Origin of the sequence: Lysobacter yananisis (genome assembly GCF_031199375.1) — a bacterium.
Taxonomy (GTDB): Bacteria; Pseudomonadota; Gammaproteobacteria; order Xanthomonadales; family Xanthomonadaceae; genus Lysobacter; species Lysobacter yananisis.
On the sequence record NZ_CP133568.1, the window covers coordinates 1,748,888 to 1,763,847 of the forward strand.

General features: G+C 70.9%; 11 protein-coding genes. 5 read left to right on the forward strand and 6 right to left on the reverse strand.

Going from position 1 to position 14,960, the window contains the following annotated elements:
* Nucleotides 1-36 precede the first annotated feature (36 nt).
* The 5 genes from RDV84_RS07430 to RDV84_RS07450 are packed head-to-tail and all read right to left on the reverse strand — an operon-like array spanning nucleotide 37 to nucleotide 5,251.
* The gene (locus RDV84_RS07430) at nucleotides 37-1,290 is read right to left on the reverse strand and encodes an ABC transporter permease (protein WP_309152942.1); all 1,254 of its coding nucleotides are present in this window, start codon (nucleotides 1,288-1,290) and stop codon (nucleotides 37-39) included.
* Nucleotides 1,287-2,594, reverse strand: coding sequence for an efflux RND transporter periplasmic adaptor subunit (locus RDV84_RS07435; protein ID WP_309152943.1), 1,308 nt, complete (start codon nucleotides 2,592-2,594; stop codon nucleotides 1,287-1,289). The genes RDV84_RS07430 and RDV84_RS07435 overlap by 4 nt, the downstream gene beginning before the upstream one ends.
* Nucleotides 2,591-3,592: an HlyD family secretion protein gene (locus tag RDV84_RS07440; protein WP_309152944.1), complete on the reverse strand. Its 1,002-nt coding sequence runs from the start codon at nucleotides 3,590-3,592 to the stop codon at nucleotides 2,591-2,593. Before RDV84_RS07440 ends, RDV84_RS07435 begins: the two co-directional genes overlap by 4 nt.
* Nucleotides 3,589-4,551, reverse strand: a complete 963-nt coding sequence (locus RDV84_RS07445) for an HlyD family secretion protein (protein ID WP_309152945.1) — start codon at nucleotides 4,549-4,551, stop codon at nucleotides 3,589-3,591. Before RDV84_RS07445 ends, RDV84_RS07440 begins: the two co-directional genes overlap by 4 nt.
* A 25-nt stretch (nucleotides 4,552-4,576) precedes the next feature.
* A complete protein-coding gene (locus RDV84_RS07450; protein ID WP_057949639.1) occupies nucleotides 4,577-5,251 on the reverse strand; it encodes an ABC transporter ATP-binding protein in 675 nt (224 codons plus the stop codon).
* 417 nt (nucleotides 5,252-5,668) lie between these two features.
* Here RDV84_RS07450 and RDV84_RS07455 point away from each other — a divergent pair, with 417 nt between their 5' ends.
* From RDV84_RS07455 to mnmG, 3 genes are all read left to right on the forward strand, one after another.
* The gene (locus RDV84_RS07455; protein WP_157490459.1) at nucleotides 5,669-5,824 is read left to right on the forward strand and encodes a hypothetical protein; all 156 of its coding nucleotides are present in this window, start codon (nucleotides 5,669-5,671) and stop codon (nucleotides 5,822-5,824) included.
* 82 nt (nucleotides 5,825-5,906) lie between these two features.
* The gene (locus RDV84_RS07460; protein WP_175429344.1) at nucleotides 5,907-6,452 is read left to right on the forward strand and encodes a hypothetical protein; all 546 of its coding nucleotides are present in this window, start codon (nucleotides 5,907-5,909) and stop codon (nucleotides 6,450-6,452) included.
* Nucleotides 6,453-7,166: 714 nt separating this feature from the next.
* Complete coding sequence (gene mnmG, locus RDV84_RS07465) at nucleotides 7,167-9,056, forward strand: tRNA uridine-5-carboxymethylaminomethyl(34) synthesis enzyme MnmG (RefSeq protein ID WP_309152946.1); 1,890 nt, start codon at nucleotides 7,167-7,169, stop codon at nucleotides 9,054-9,056.
* A gap of 346 nt (nucleotides 9,057-9,402) precedes the next feature.
* On the opposite strand, the gene RDV84_RS07470 is transcribed toward mnmG, so the two are convergent.
* Nucleotides 9,403-10,998 carry an OpgD/OpgG family glucan biosynthesis protein gene (locus tag RDV84_RS07470; RefSeq protein WP_309152947.1) on the reverse strand — a complete coding sequence of 532 codons (1,596 nt, stop codon included), beginning with the start codon at nucleotides 10,996-10,998 and terminating at the stop codon, nucleotides 9,403-9,405.
* 365 nt (nucleotides 10,999-11,363) lie between these two features.
* On the opposite strand from RDV84_RS07470, the gene RDV84_RS07475 reads away from it, so the two are divergent.
* Both RDV84_RS07475 and RDV84_RS07480 read left to right on the forward strand, forming a co-directional pair.
* Complete coding sequence (locus RDV84_RS07475; RefSeq protein WP_309152948.1) at nucleotides 11,364-12,821, forward strand: serine hydrolase domain-containing protein; 1,458 nt, start codon at nucleotides 11,364-11,366, stop codon at nucleotides 12,819-12,821.
* Nucleotides 12,822-13,001: 180 nt separating this feature from the next.
* Nucleotides 13,002-14,885 (forward strand): M61 family metallopeptidase, encoded by a 1,884-nt coding sequence (locus RDV84_RS07480; RefSeq protein WP_309152949.1) that lies wholly within the window; start codon nucleotides 13,002-13,004, stop codon nucleotides 14,883-14,885.
* Nucleotides 14,886-14,960: the final 75 nt, after the last annotated feature.

Here is a 14,960-nt window from a genome sequence, read left to right on the forward strand (position 1 = left end):
CGCGCGTTTCCCGAGGCTACGTTGCCGAATCCCGAATCAGTCGTGGCGCAACGCCGCGATCGGATCCAGCCGCGCCGCCTGCCGCGCCGGATACACCCCGAACGCCAGCCCGACCGCCGCGCAGAACGTCGCCGACAGCAGCACCGGGATCGGCGCCCACGCCACCTGCCAGCCGGCGAACGCGGCGATCAGATAGGCCAGCAGCACCCCGAACAACAGCCCCAGCGTCGCGCCGCTGACGCAGATCACCGTGGCCTCGCGCAGGAACTGCGCGACCACGTCGCGCCTGCGCGCGCCGAGCGCGCGCAGCAGGCCGATTTCGCGGCGGCGTTCGAGCACGTTGGCGAGCATGATGTTCATGATGCCGATGCCGCCGACCAGCAGGCTCACGCCGGCGATCGCGCCCATCACCACGCGGAAGATGCGCTGGGTCTTCTGGTGCTGCTGGAACAGCTGCTGCGGCACCACCAGGCGGAAGTCGGCGCTGCCGGCGTGGCGCTGGCCGAGCACGGTCGACAGCACCCGCGCGCCCTGCGCCAGCTGCGAGGGATCGCCGAGGCGCAGCAGGACGCGGTCGACCTCGTCTTCCTGCGGATTGAACTTGAACCGCGCCCGCGCGCTGGCCAGCGGCACGTACACGCGGTTGCTTTCCAGGCCCAGCTGCACGCCTTCGAACTGGTCCTTGCTGAGGTCGCGGTCGGCGAGCACGCCGACCACCTGCAGCCACACGTGGTTGACCTTGAGATAGCGGCCGAGCGGATCGGCGCCGGGGAACAGGTCGGCGGCGGCCTGGTGGCCGAGCACCGCCACCGCCGCCAGCGCGCGGTCGTCCTGCGCGGTCAGCGCTCGGCCCTTGGCCACGCGCAGCGACGAGAGCTGGAAATAATCCGGGCTCACGCCGCTGGCCTGGGCGTCGCTGCGGCCGTCGTCGCTGAACACCGAGTGGGTGCGGATGGGTTTCTCGGCGGCGTAGCGCTGCGCGCCGGGGACCACGGCCAGCGCCGCGTCGGCGTCGGCCAGGCTCAGGCCGAGGCTGCGCGCGCGGATTTCGCGCAGGCTGTTCTCGTCCTGCTGCGCCTTGGCCTCGACGATCAGGTTGTTGAGGCCCAGGCTCTCGACCAGGCGCAACGCCTCGCGCCGGCTGCCCTCGCCCACCGCCTGCATCGCCACGATCGCGCCGACGCCGAAGATCAGGCCGAGCAAGGTCAGCAGCGTGCGCAGGCGCCGCCGCCACAGTTCCTCGACCGCTTCGCGCCAGATCGGCGGCAGCCACGCCAGCAACCGGCTCACGGGCGCACCGCCTTGGCCGGCTGCGGCTTGTCTTGCGCCTTTTCCTGTTCGGCCGCGGCTTGCTTGGCCGCGTCCTCGGCCTTGGCGGTGGGCGCGTCGATCGCGCCAGCCTCGGCCAGCAGCACCCGATCGCCCTCGCGCAGGCCCGACAGCACCTGCGAGCGCGCCGGCCCGCGCACGCCGAGCTCGATCTCGCGGCGGCGGAACTGGCCGCCGTCGCTCACGCGCACATAGTCGCGGCCTTCGTCGCTGTCGATGGCGACGTTGGCCACGCTGATCGCCTTCGGCGCATCCAGCAACAGCACCCTGGCCTCCAACTGCTGGCCCGGCACCAGCTTGTAGCGCGCGATCGCCTCGGCCGGGATCGGCGCCTTCATGCTCAGGTACTTCACCGGACTCTGCTGGTTGCGCACCTTGGCCGCGCTGGCGACCCAGGACAGCTTGCTGAGGATCTTCTGCTCGGGCCGGCCGACCGGGAACATCTCCACGGCGTTGCCGACCTGGATGCCCTGGGTCTCGATCTGCGGCAGGTTCAATTCCAATTCCATCGCCGAGGCGTCGGGCAGGCTGCCGTAGTCGAAGCCGGCGCGCAGGGTCGCGCCGATCGCGGGCTTGTCGCCCTGCCAGTTGCTCGCCAGCATCAGCACGCCGTCGTTGGGCGCGCGCAGTTCCAGCGCGTCCAGGTCGGACTGGCGGGCCTTGGCGGCGATGTCGTAGGTGGCGCGCTGGGCGTCGAGCACCGCCAGTTCGGCGTTGCCGCGCACGCCGGACTGGCTGCGCTGCCATTGCAGGATGTCCTGCTTCTCGGTCAGGAAGCTGCGGTCCTGGACTGCGTCGAGCACCTCGTTGCGCGCCATCGTGCTCAGGTCCGCGCTGGCGTAGCGCTCGGCGATCGCCAGCTGCACCGCGACCTGGGCCAGGTCGACGCCGACCTTGCTTTGCGCGGTGTCCAGATCGCCCTGCTTGGCCGCGCGCGCGAGCTGATTGCGCTGCAGGTCGATCAGGGTCTGTGCCAGTTCCTGCTTGCCTTGGTCGGCGGAGAAGCGCGCGATCAGATCGCCCTTCTTGACCGCGCTGCCTTCCGCCAGCATCCACTCGACCTGGCGCGCGGCCCAGTTGCGGCCGGGCACGTTCAGCGGGGTCGCCTTGGCCGACTTCAGCTCGCCTTCGCCGCGCACGCTCAGGCGCAACGGCGCGGCGGCGACGGTCTCGGTCGCCGCCGGGGCGATCTCGTCCGAGCACGCGGCGAGCGTCAATGCGCAGGCCGCCAGCGCGGCGGCCGCGAGCTCCGTGCGCAGCGTCATCGTCCGGCTCCCGCGCTCGCCGTTCGGGCCGCGCGCGCGCTCGCAGCCGCCGAAATCTCCACCCGCACCGCCTGTCCCGGCCGCAACGGCGCGTGCGCGTCGTCGAGTTGCACGTCCAGGTCCAGCACCGGCACCGGTTGCACCTGCGACTTGCTGCGCACCGCGCGCCCGACCGAGGCGACCTTGCCGCGCAACGCGCGTCCGGCGCCGCCCTCGACCACGATCCGCACCGGCGCGCCGACCTTGACCTGCGACAACTCGCGCTCGGCCAGTTCCGCGCGCACCGCCAGCGTGGCCATGTCGGGAATCTCGGCCACGGTCTGGCCGACCCAGACCTGCGAGCCGACGTCGAACTTCTCGCCCTCGAAATTGCTCCGGTGCATCATCAATCCGTCGCGCGGCGCGACCACGTCGAGCGCCGTGAGCGAACGCTGCAGGCGATCCACGTCGGCCTGCAGTTGGTCGCGCTCGGCGGCCAGCAGGCGCCGCTCCTGCCGGCGCTGTTCGGCCGACAGCCCCTCGCGCTTGCGCGCCAGTTCCATCTTGCGCTCGGCCTGCTGGCGCGCGACCACCAGCTTGCGGTACTCGATGCCGGCGATCAGCTCGGCCGGCTGCTCGGTCTTGCGCTTGGCCTTCTCCAGCGCCGCCAGTGCCTCGGCCGTGGCCAGCCGTTCGGTGCGTTCGCGTTCGGCCAGTTCCAGGTCGAGCTTTTCCAGCTCGCTCTGTTTTTCCTTGAGCTGGCTGCGCTTCTCGGTGAGCTGCTTGATTACGTCGCTGCTGTCGAAGCTGATCACGGTCTGCCCGCGTTTGACCGGCGCGCCGTCGGGCGCGAGCTGGGTGATCGCGAACTGCCACATCCGCTCCACGTTCGGCGGCATCAGCGGCGAGGAGCGGCGCGCGTAGACCTCGCCGTCCACGCGCAGCGGCGGCGCGGCGGCCGCTGCGAAGGCCGCGGCGGCGAGGACGAGCGCGGCGGCGCTGCGCAGGAACCGGCTCATCGTCCCGCTCCCGCGCCGCCCGCTCCCGCGCCGCTAGCCGCCGGCGCGGTCACCCGCACGCTCATGCCCGGCAGCAGCGCCAGGCCGTGGCCGGCCGGCAGGTCGATGTCGATGGCGAAGTAGCGGCCCTCGCCCCACTCGGACTTGCGGTCCGGCGCGCCGGCGATGGCGGTGATGCGTCCGCGCAGTTCGCGCCGCGGCAACGCATCGAAACTCAGCCGCACGTCCTGGCCGACGCGCAGGCCGGGACGGTCGGGCTCCAGCGCCCAGGCCCGCACCTGCATCGCGCCGCCGCTGCCGACCACCTCGCCGGCCTTGCTGCCGGGCATGGTCGAGCTGCCTTCGTCGATGCGCCCGCCGATCCAGTTGTTGTTGAACCCGTGCAGGACGATGCCGTCGCGCTCGGCGCGCACTTCCGACTGGCGCAGCAGCGCGGCGTAGTAATCGCGCTGCACGCTGAGCTTGCGCGTTTCCAGCTCGCCGTCCTGGCGCCGGCGCGCGACCGCGGCGCGCGCGGCGTCGAGCTGTTCGCGCTTGAGCCGTTGTTCGCGCACGGCCTTGTCCAGGTCGCCCTGGTGGCGGTCGTAGTCCAGTTGCGAGATCAGCCCGCGCGGGATCGCCGCCTCGACCTTGGCCGTGGCCAGCGCGGCGTCGGCGTCGGCGAGCGCGACTTCGGCGTCGACCGCCTTGACCTCGAGCTCGGCCAATTCCTTGGCCGACTTGGCCCGCGCCTGTTCGATCTTGGCATCGAGCTCGGGAATCTGGGTGCCGGCCTGGCCCGGATCGATGCGCAGCACCACCTCGCCGGCCTTGACCGCCTGGCCCTCGGGCACGAAGTAGCGGATCGACACCGGCGCGGTGTTGGCCTGCGGCGTATAGATCTGCTGCGCGCCGGCCGAGCGCACCTCGCCGGTCAGCACCACCGCGCCCGCGGCCGGCGCCGCCAGCACGAGAACCATGGCGCATGCGCGCGCAGCCATGCGCTCAGGCCGCCGAGTCATGGTCGACCTTGCCGTCGTGCAGGCGCACCTCGCGCGGCGCGCGCGCGGCCAGATCGCGGTCGTGGGTCACCAGCACCACGGTCTGGCCGCCGGCGTGGACTTCGCCGATCAGGTCGAGCACGTCGGCCGCGCTCTTGGAATCCAGGTTGCCGGTGGGTTCGTCGGCGAGCAGCAGCGCCGGCTGCAGCAGCAGCGCGCGGGCGATCGCGGCGCGCTGCTGCTGGCCGCCGGACAGCTCGCTCGGCCGGTGCGCGCTGCGCTCGCCCAGGCCGACCCGCGCCAGCAGCCGCTGCGCGCGCTCGGGCGCGTCGGCCGGCGGCTGGCGGTGGAAGCGCAGCGGCAGCAGCACGTTTTCCAGCACCGTCAGCCGCGGCAGCAGGTGGAAGCTCTGGAACACGAAGCCGATGCGGCGGTTGCGGATGTCGCTGGCGGCCTCGTCGTCGAACTCGGCCACGTCGCGACCTTCGATCAGGTAGCGGCCGCGGGTGGGCCGGTCCAGGCAGCCCAGGATGTTGAGCAGGCTCGACTTGCCCGAGCCGGACGCGCCGGTGATCGCGACGAACTCGCCCGCGCCGATCTTCAGGTCCACCCCGGCCAACGCATTCACCGCTTGTCCATTCATTTCGTAGCGACGATGGACCGCATCCAATTCGATCATCGAGTACCGGCCGGGAAGTAGAAAGACGCCGTCGCGGCCGCAGCACGGACGGTCGCGGCCGGTACAGGTGCGACCGGACGCATCGGTGAAGGTTCCCGCGACGGCGCGGTCCGGCGCAATCCCCTAAAGTCAGGCGCGGTGCAGGTCCGCCTGTATCGATACGCAACGATTTGTGAACCCGTACCGCAATCGCGCCGTTCTTCGCCGATAGTTTAAGGAAGACCCGCAGGAGTGCCGGTCGCGCAATGGGCGATGGCGCATCGGACGCGTGCCGGGCGGCCGGTCGTCGGTTGCGCCGGCTGGCCATCCGCGGATCCGACGGCCATGTTGGTTCCTCGCCATCCCGGACGCGCCCGCGCCTCCGGACCACCACGACCCGCGACGCCCCGCGTCGGCGCCCAACACAGGGGATGTTCCATGCGCAAACTTTCGCTCTGCCTGGCTGCCAGCCTGCTCTCGGCCTTGCTCACCGGCTGCTACCCGCCGCCGGTGATGAACCCCACCGCGGATCATCCGCAGCAGGCGCCCCACGTCGACCTGAGCGACGACGCGGCCCCGGCCGAAGCGGCCTGAACCTGACATTTGCGGGTCGGGAGAGTTAAGCCCGAGTTCAAAGCTTCAGGCAGAATCTGAAACCCTAACCGGGGGGTCTGCCATGATCCGCAAACTGATGATTCCACTTCTTGCAGCCGGCCTGCTGGCCGGCTGCGTCACCGACTACACCGCCCGCGGCGGCGGCGGTCCGGGCACGTATTACTACGGCCGGCCGAGCGTGGACTACAACTATTACGGCGGCTACGGCGGCGGCTATTACGGGCCGGGCTACGGCTATTACCCGTACGGCGAGTCCTACCGTTTCCGCAACGGCGGCTACTACGGCAATCCGTACTACGGGTATTACGGCAACCCGTACTACTACGGCTATCCGCGCTACTACTACCCCAACCGCCCGCACCGGCCCAACCGGCCGAATCCGCCCACGAGCGGCAACCCGCCCAGCCGCGGCGACGGCGGCCTGCCGTGGCGCGACACCCGCCCGGTCGGCGGCGGCGCCTGGGGCCCGCGCAACAACAACCCGGGTGCGACGCCGCAGGTGCGTCCGCAGATGCAGATGGCGCGGCCGCAAATGGCGCCGCGCGCTCCGGCCGCGCCGTCCGTGCGTCGCGATGGCGGCCGCGCCTGGCGCGACGTGGAGCGCTGATCCGGCGTCCGCTGAACAGGCGGACACCGGTTGTCGGCCGATTACGACCGTTCGTAACACCTAAAGGGGCCTGCGGGCCCCTTTTTGCTTGGAACTGGAACCGCGCGCACTTGCGTTCCTGACGAAGTGACAGCAATCTACCGCTACTGACCGCTTACGTCGCATTTGGACGTTTTCGGTAAGGACAGGTTTCTATGTCGGCGCCTGGCGAGGAATCACGGATCCCCCCTGTTCCGTCCCCGTCAGGCGTCGGCGCCCATTCCGCCCCGCATCGCGGGCGCGACCGGAAAGCGCGCGTATCTACGCGCGCTTTTCTTTTGGAATCAATGGGTTGCATCGAAGGCCCCGGTGGGGCGATGCGGCCGGGGTGGCAGCCCCGCAGGCGGCGGCCCGAGCGGGTCGGGCCCAAACGACAGGCAATAAAAAGGGGCCGAATGTCCCCCGACATTCGGCCCCCGGCTTCCCCCGCGAGCGCTTGGCCAGCCCCTGTTCCAATTCCAGCCGGCGTCTAGCGCCTGCCCCGCAAGGTGCATGGATAACTCAAGCATGAACTGTGCCAAGTTCGGAATGCGATCCGGGTGTCGGCATTCGTAGCCGTGGGTCGCGCTCCGAACTGAAGGCCGGCTCGGCTCGAGCGTGCGAAAATGGCGCCCTCGCCCTCGCCCTCGCCCTCGCCGGGCAGCCCGGTTTTCCGAATTCCTAAGCTCCGATCCCGTGTCCGACTCCTTCTACCAATACGACGTCATCGTGGTCGGCGGCGGCCACGCCGGGACCGAGGCCGCGCTGGCGGCCGCACGCGCGGGTGCGCGCACGCTGCTGCTGACTCACTCGGTGGAGACGGTCGGGGCGATGAGCTGCAACCCGGCCATCGGCGGCATCGGCAAGGGCCATCTGGTCAAGGAGATCGATGCGTTCGGCGGGATCATGGCGCGCGCTGCCGACGCCGCCGGCATCCAGTGGCGCCGGCTCAACGCCAGCAAGGGGCCGGCAGTGCGCGCGACCCGCTGCCAGGCCGACCGCTCGCTGTACCGCGCCTTCATCCGCCGCGCGGTCGAGGCGCAGCCGGGCCTGACCTTGTTCCAGGCCGCGGTCGACGACATCGAGTTCGACGCCGGCCGCGTCGCCGGCGTGCTGACCCAGACCGGCCTGCGCTTCCGCGCGCCGGCGGTGGTGTTGACCGCCGGCACCTTCCTCGCCGGCAAGGTCCACGTCGGCCAGACCACCTACGCCGCCGGCCGCGCCGGCGACCCGCCCGCGACCGCGCTGGCCGCGCGCCTGCGCGAGGGGCCGTTCGTGGTCGACCGGCTCAAGACCGGCACGCCGCCGCGCATCGACGGGCGCAGCCTCGACTACGCGGTGATGGAGGAGCAGCCGGGCGACGACCCGCGTCCGGTGATGTCGTTCCTGGGCACGCCGGCCGACCATCCGCGTCAGGTCTCGTGCTGGATCACCCACACCAGCGAACGCACCCACGAGATCATCCGCGGCGCGCTCGACCGCTCGCCGCTGTACACCGGCCAGATCGAGGGCATCGGCCCGCGTTACTGCCCCTCGATCGAGGACAAGGTGGTGCGCTTCGCCGAGAAGGCCAGCCACCAGATCTTCGTCGAGCCCGAGGGGCTGGAGGTAACCGAGATCTACCCCAACGGCATCTCGACCTCGCTGCCGTTCGACGTGCAGCTGGACCTGGTGCGTTCGATCCGCGGCTTCGAGCACGCCCACATCACCCGGCCCGGCTACGCGATCGAGTACGACTTCTTCGATCCGCGCGGGCTCAAGACCACGCTGGAGACCAAGGCCGTGGCCGGCCTGTTCTTCGCCGGCCAGATCAACGGCACCACCGGTTACGAGGAAGCCGCCGCGCAGGGCCTGCTGGCCGGCGTCAACGCCGCGCGCTTCGTGCGCGGCGCCGACGGCTGGAGCCCGCGCCGCGACGAGGCCTACCTCGGCGTGCTGGTCGACGACCTGATCACCCACGGCACCAGCGAGCCGTACCGCATGTTCACCTCGCGCGCCGAGTACCGGCTGCAGTTGCGCGAGGACAACGCCGACCTGCGCCTGACCCCGGTCGGGCGCGAACTGGGTCTGGTCGACGCGGCGCGCTGGGACGCGTTCGCGCGCAAGCGCGAAGCGGTGGAGCGCGAGACCGCGCGCCTGGGCGCGGTGTGGGCGGCGCCGAACAACGCGCTCGGACGCGAGATCGCGCAGACGCTGGGCATCGAGGTCAGCCGCGAGAGCAGCGCGCGCGATCTGCTCAAGCGGCCGGAACTGGACTACGCCACGCTGATGCGGGTGGCCTCGCTGGGCCCGGGCGTGAGCGCGCCCGAAGTGGCCGAGCAGGTCGAGATCGGGGTGAAGTACGCCGGTTACCTGGATCGCCAGCGCGAAGAGATCGAGCGCCAGCAGCGCAACGAGAACACGCCGATTCCCGATGGCTTCGACTACGCCGCGGTGCGCGGGCTGTCGGCCGAGGCGCAACAAAAACTCGAACGGGTGCGGCCGCAGACGATCGGGCAGGCGCAGCGGATTCCCGGGATGACCCCGGCGGCGATCTCGCTGCTGCTGGTGCACCTGACCCGCGCGCGGCGTTCGCGGGTGGCGTAAGCGGGGCAGGGCGGCGGCCGGCGGTGGTGCCGCGCGGGGCGGTGTCGCGATTCTGATTGCTGCGGCGACGCGACTGCGTCGTCGGTTTCGTCGTGGCTGCGTTATCGCGGTCGCGACTCGCGTCGCTCCTACAGGAGGCGTTGCGACATTGGCGTTGCTTGGAAGAGCGCGACAGGCCGGGTTCGAGACGGATCGATGCGGCGATTCCGACTGTAGGAGCGACGCGAGTCGCGACCGCGGCAATACAACTACGCCGTGGGTTTCGCCGTAGCCGCGTTGTCGCGGTCGCGGCTTGCGACGCTCCTACAAGGAGCCGTCGTCGCAGCGGTCGGGGCCTGCGATGGCGTCAGTAGAGCTTGCGTTCGCTCTTCGGCGGCGGCGACCACTGGTACAGCCAGGTTTCGCTGAGCGCGCCGCTGGCGTCGCGCAGGAACAGGCGCAAGTCGAGTTGGTCGGTGCCGTCGCCCGGCGGCACGACGTCGAACATGACCCGGTAGCCGTCGATTTCGTGCAGCGGGCGGCAGGAGACGGTTTCCAGTTTGCCCTTGGAAATCTGCAGCGCCGGTTCGACGGTGGCGTCGCGTTTGGCCAGCGCGGCCAGGTCGCCGCCGACGAAGTCGACCGCGAACCGCCAGGAGAAGGTCTCGCGCTTGAAGCCGATGCGGCCGCCCAGGCCGGTGCGGGTGGCCACGCAGTGGGCGAGCTTGGGCGCCGCCGGCGGTCGCGCGCCCCAGTACAGGCGGTAGCCGTACAGCAGTTCCTGCCCGGCCTGCGGTTTTTCGCGCGGGTTCCAGAACGCGACGATGTTGTCGAAGGTCTCGTCGAGCGTCGGGATCTCGACCAGTTGCACCGAGCCCGCGCCCCAGCCGCGCTTGGGTTCGATCCACAGGCACGGGCGCTTCTCGTAGAACACGCCGTCGTCCTGGTAGTGGTCGAAGTTGCGGTCGCGCTGCAGCAGGCCGAAGCCGCGCGGGTTGTCGTCGGCGAACATGTTGAAGCGCAGCTGTTCGGGATTGCACAGCGGACGCCAGATCCACTCGCCGCTGCCGGTCCACATCGCCAGGCCGTCGGTGTCGTGGATCTCCGGGCGCCAGTCCCAGTCCATGCGGCGGTCGTTCTCGCCGACCTGGTACATGCTGGTGCACGGGCCCAGGCCGAGGCGTTCGATGGTCTTGCGCGGGTACAGCGCGCAGTCGATGTCCATCAGCAGCACCTCGCCCGGGGTGATGGCGAAGCGGTAGGCGCCGGCGATGCTGGGCGAGTCGAGCAGGCCGTAGACCACGACCGTGTCGGAGTCGTTGGACGGGCGCTCCAGCCAATAGGCGACGAAGTCGGGGAACTCCTCGGGGCGGCCGCTGCCGGTGTCGATGGCGAGACCGCGCGCGGACTGGCCGTACTGGCCTTCCGCGCCGACCGCGCGGAAGTAGCTGGCGCCGAGGAACGCGGCGAAGTCGCGTTCGGGGTCCTTGCGGGTGTTGAGGCGGAAGCCGGCGAAGCCCAGGTCCGGCGGCAGCGGCGCGCCGGGCTTGAGGCCGCTGGCGGCGCGGTCGAACATTTCCGGGTCGTAGGCCAGTTCGCGCGCCTGGCCGTCGGCCAGTTCGAACATGCGCACCGGCGATTTGAAGAACAGGCCGAGGTGGAAGAACTGGGCCAGGAACTTGCCGTCGCCGTCGCCCCACAGCGCGTGGTCGCGGCGGAAGCGGATCGACTGGTACTGGTCCCAGTTGAGCCCGGCCAGCGCCGGCGGCAGGGTGGTGCTGCGCGGCGCGTAGGCCTGTTGCGCCAGCGCGCGCGCCTGGCCTTTAAGCGTGGCGTAGTCGAACGGCTGCGGCGCGCCGAGCTTCTTCGGCGCGGTCGCGCCGGCCAGGGCCAGCGCGGGCAGGGGCAGGCCGAAGGAGGCCAGGGCGGCGGCCGCGGATTTAAGGAACTGGCGTCGGATCATCGGGGCGGTCGGGCAGGGGACGACGGAAACGCCGCATGCTAGCCAATCGCCGCGGGCGCCGGGTTAGGCGTTTGTGGAAATGCAAAACCGGTCGTTCAGTAAGGGCGCGGATGCTGGCCCGTGGTCGCGGCCGGGCGTCGGCTTCGGGCTTCGACCGAACGCGGCGGGGGCGATGTCGCGCTTGGCAGGTGCGGCCGAAGATCCTGGCCCTGGTCGAAGTCGTTGGCGAAATTCCCGAACGGAACTCCTGACCGAAACCCCTGACCAGAAACCCCTGGACGAAAGTCGTCGGGACTTCCGGCGGTAGCGACCGTCGCGGCGCCGCCGTTAACGTCCGGCGCTGCGCACCTGCGAATGGAGTCGTCATGCCGCCCGCCCGATCCCTGCTGCTGTCGGCCGCCTGCGCGGCGTTGCTGTCCGGGCTGGCGCTCGCGCCCGTGCCGGCGTCGGCCGCGGCACCCGCGCCCGCCGCTACGCAGGCCGCCGAAGACGCCGAACTGCGCGCGCTGGCCGATCGCCTGCTGGCGCAGAACGCGCCCGAGGGCGCGCCCGGCATCGCGGTGCTGGTCGCGCGCGGCGACCGCGTGCTTTACCGCGGCGCGCGCGGCTTGGCCGAGGTCGAACTCGGCGTGCCGCTGAGCCCGGATCAGGTGTTCCGGATCGGCTCGGTGACCAAGCAGTTCGCCGCCGCCGGCCTGCTCAAGCTGGTCGAGGCCGGCAAGGTCGGGCTCGACGATCCGCTGTCGAAATACGTGAAGGACTACCCCAACGGCGATGCGATCCAGGTCCGGCAACTGCTCGACCATACCTCCGGGGTGAAGAGCTACACCGGCATCGACGGCTACATGCACGAGTCGATCAAGCGCGAGTTGAACACCGGGGAGTTGATCGCGGTGTTCAAGGACCTGCCGGCGGACTTCGCGCCGGGCCAGGACTATCGCTACAACAATTCGGGCTACGTGCTGCTCGGCGCGGTGATCGAGGCGGCGAGCGGCCGGCCCTGGCACGAATACCTGCGCGAGACGCTGCTGCAGCCGCTGGGCCTGGCGCATACCCGCTACGGCGACGTGCGCACGCTGATTCCGGGCATGGTCGCCGGCTATGCGCGGCGCGACGGCGCGGTGCTGCCGATGGCGTTCCTGGATATGAGCCAGCCGCACGCGGCCGGCGCCCTGGTGTCCACGCTCGACGATCTGTGGCGCTGGAACCGCGCGCTGCACGGCGGCCGGGTGCTCAGCGCGCAGCACTACCGCGAGATGATCAGCGCCCACGGCAAGGCCCGCCACGGCGAGTACGGCTATGGCTACGGCATCGGCCGGATGCCGATGCATGGGCGCCTGACCTATGCGCACGGCGGCGGGATCTTCGGCTTCGCGTCGTATCTGCTGTACGAACCGACCAGCGCGACCACGGTGGCGGTGCTGAGCAACGACGAAAGCGGCGCGCCGGGCGGGATCGGCCTGGAGGCGATCGCGCGCCAGCTGGGCGCGATGGCGATGGGCGCGCCGTATCCGCCGGCGCGCGCGGTGCCGGTCGATGCCGCCGCGCTGGCCTCGGCCGAGGGCGTGTACCGGCTCGATCCGCAACGGGCCTGGGCGCTGCGCGCCGATGCCGGCAGCCTGGCGGTGCAGCGCATCGGCGGCGGCGCGCCGCAGCGGCTGACCCCGGTCGCGGCCGAAACCTTCGTCTACCCCGACGGCATCGCCCGGCTGCGGCTGGAACGCGACGGCACGGGCAAGGTCGCGGCGATGCGTTACTTCGCCGACGGCGAGGGCGAGTCCGAACGCAGCGCGCGCAGCGAGGAAGCCCTGCCGGCGCGCTGAGCGCGGCGACGGCGGCGGGCAGCGCCCGTTGTTCCGCCGCGGGCGCGCGTTTGTGCGCAATCGGTCGCCACGCCGCCGCGGCGGGCCCGGCGACGCGCGTGCATGCCCAATGGCAGGGGCCGGCCGCGCCGGGCTGGTTAGGATGCGGGATCGTCTTTCCCGTACCGCCGGAGTCCGTCCATGCGCCGATCCCCGCTCGCCCTGCTGCCCCTGCTGATCGCCGCCGCGCTGCCGCTGCACGCGCAGACCGCGCCGCCGCAGGACCGGCCGTATCCGGGCAAGCTGCAACTGGAGGTCGACGCCAGCGACATCGCCCGTCGCGTGCTGCACGCGCGCCAGCGCATTCCGGTCCAGGCCGGGCCGCTGACCCTGCTGTTCCCGCAGTGGATCCAGGGCAACCACTCGCCGACCGGGCCGATCGACAAGCTCGCCGGCCTGCGCATCCGCGGCAACGGCCAGGCGCTGGCCTGGACCCGCGATCCGCTCGACGTGTACGCGTTCAAGCTCGACGTGCCGCAGGGCGTGGGCGAACTGGACGTCGAGTTCGACATGCTCACCCCGACTGCGGGCAACCAGGGCCGGGTGGTGATGACCGCCGATACGCTCAACGTGCAGTGGAACCAGGTCGCCTTGTATCCGGCCGGCTATTACGCGCGCGGCATCCAGGTCGCGCCGAGCCTGAAGCTGCCGGCGGGCTGGCAGGCCGGCACCGCGCTGGAACTGGAGTCGCGCCAGGGCGACGTGCTGCGCTATCGCGAGGTCCCGCTCAACACCTTGCTGGACTCGCCGGTGTTCGCCGGCCGCCACTACAAGCAGATCGATCTGGCGCCGGGCGCGAAGATTCCGGTGCGACTCAACCTGGTCGCCGACGCGGCCAAGTACCTGGACGCCAAACCCGAGCAGCTCAAGCCGCATCGCGAGCTGGTGACCCAGGCGGTCAAGCTGTTCGGCTCGCAGCCTTACGACCGCTACGAGTTCCTGCTGTCGCTGTCGGGCCAGATGAGCGGCATCGGCCTGGAGCACCACCGCTCCAGCGAGAACGGCGTGGACGTGGACTACTTCACCGGCTGGGACGGCACCGCCGCGACCGGTCGCGACCTGCTCGCGCACGAGTACGTGCACGCCTGGAACGGCAAGTTCCGGCGCCCGGCCGGGCTGGTCGCCGGCAACTTCAACCAGCCGCTGCGCGACAGCCTGCTGTGGGTGTACGAAGGCCAGACCCAGTATTGGGGTTATGTGCTGGCGGCGCGTTCGGGCCTGTGGAAGCCGCAGTTCGCGCGCGACACGCTGGCGCTGGTCGCCGCGCGCTACGCCGAGGACCGCCCGGGCCTGGGCTGGCGCGCGATCCAGGACACCACCCTGGACCCGGTGATCGCGATGCGCCGGCCCAAGGCCTATCCGAGCTACCAGCTCAGCGAGGACTACTACAGCGGCGGGCAACTGATCTGGCTGGCGGTGGACGCCAAGCTGCGCGCGCTCAGCGGCGACAAGCGTTCGCTCGACGATTTCGCCCGCGCCTTCTTCCACGGCGCCGACGGCGACTACGAGGTCAAGCCGTACGAATTCGAGGACGTGGTCGCGGCCTTGAACGGCGTGGTCGCGTTCGACTGGGCCGGGTTCCTGCGCGAACGCCTGGACGCGCGCGCCGCGCCGATCGACGGCTTGGCCGCGAGCGGCTGGAAGCTCGCCTTCGCCGACACTCCGACCGAGACCGGCAAACTGGTGGAGAGCGACCGCAAGCTCACCGACCTGACTTACTCGCTGGGCCTGACCCTGTCCAACGACAACACGGTCGGCGCGGTGCGCTGGGACGGCCCGGCGTTCGACGCCGGCATCGCCCCGGGCAGCAACCTGATGGCGATCAACGGCTACGCCGCCAACGGCGAGCGGCTCAAGGACGCGGTGACCGCGGCCAAGGACGGCAAGCCGATCGAATTGATCGTGCGCAACGGCGACGTCGTGCGCACGCTGCGCATCGACTACCGCGGCGGCCTGCGCTATCCGCGCCTGGAACGCATCGAAGGCACGCCGGATCGCCTGTCGAAGATATTCGCGCCCAAGTGATCTGCGCGGCTCGAGCGCGCCGGTGTTGCGGGAGCCGGCGCGGCTCGACCGAGCGGGCGTTGTGGGAGGGCCTTC

Bases quoted from the DNA above. Each gene is read 5' to 3' on its own strand.
- RDV84_RS07435 (WP_309152943.1), bottom strand. From the start codon at position 2,594: ATGACGCTGCGCACGGAGCTCGCGGCCGCCGCGCTGGCGGCCTGCGCA.
- RDV84_RS07440 (WP_309152944.1), bottom strand. From the start codon at position 3,592: ATGAGCCGGTTCCTGCGCAGCGCCGCCGCGCTCGTCCTCGCCGCCGCG.
- RDV84_RS07445 (WP_309152945.1), bottom strand. From the start codon at position 4,551: ATGGTTCTCGTGCTGGCGGCGCCGGCCGCGGGCGCGGTGGTGCTGACC.
- RDV84_RS07450 (WP_057949639.1), bottom strand. From the start codon at position 5,251: ATGATCGAATTGGATGCGGTCCATCGTCGCTACGAAATGAATGGACAA.
- RDV84_RS07455 (WP_157490459.1), top strand. From the start codon at position 5,669: ATGCGCAAACTTTCGCTCTGCCTGGCTGCCAGCCTGCTCTCGGCCTTG.
- RDV84_RS07460 (WP_175429344.1), top strand. From the start codon at position 5,907: ATGATCCGCAAACTGATGATTCCACTTCTTGCAGCCGGCCTGCTGGCC.
- RDV84_RS07470 (WP_309152947.1), bottom strand. From the start codon at position 10,998: ATGATCCGACGCCAGTTCCTTAAATCCGCGGCCGCCGCCCTGGCCTCC.
- RDV84_RS07475 (WP_309152948.1), top strand. From the start codon at position 11,364: ATGCCGCCCGCCCGATCCCTGCTGCTGTCGGCCGCCTGCGCGGCGTTG.
- RDV84_RS07480 (WP_309152949.1), top strand. From the start codon at position 13,002: ATGCGCCGATCCCCGCTCGCCCTGCTGCCCCTGCTGATCGCCGCCGCG.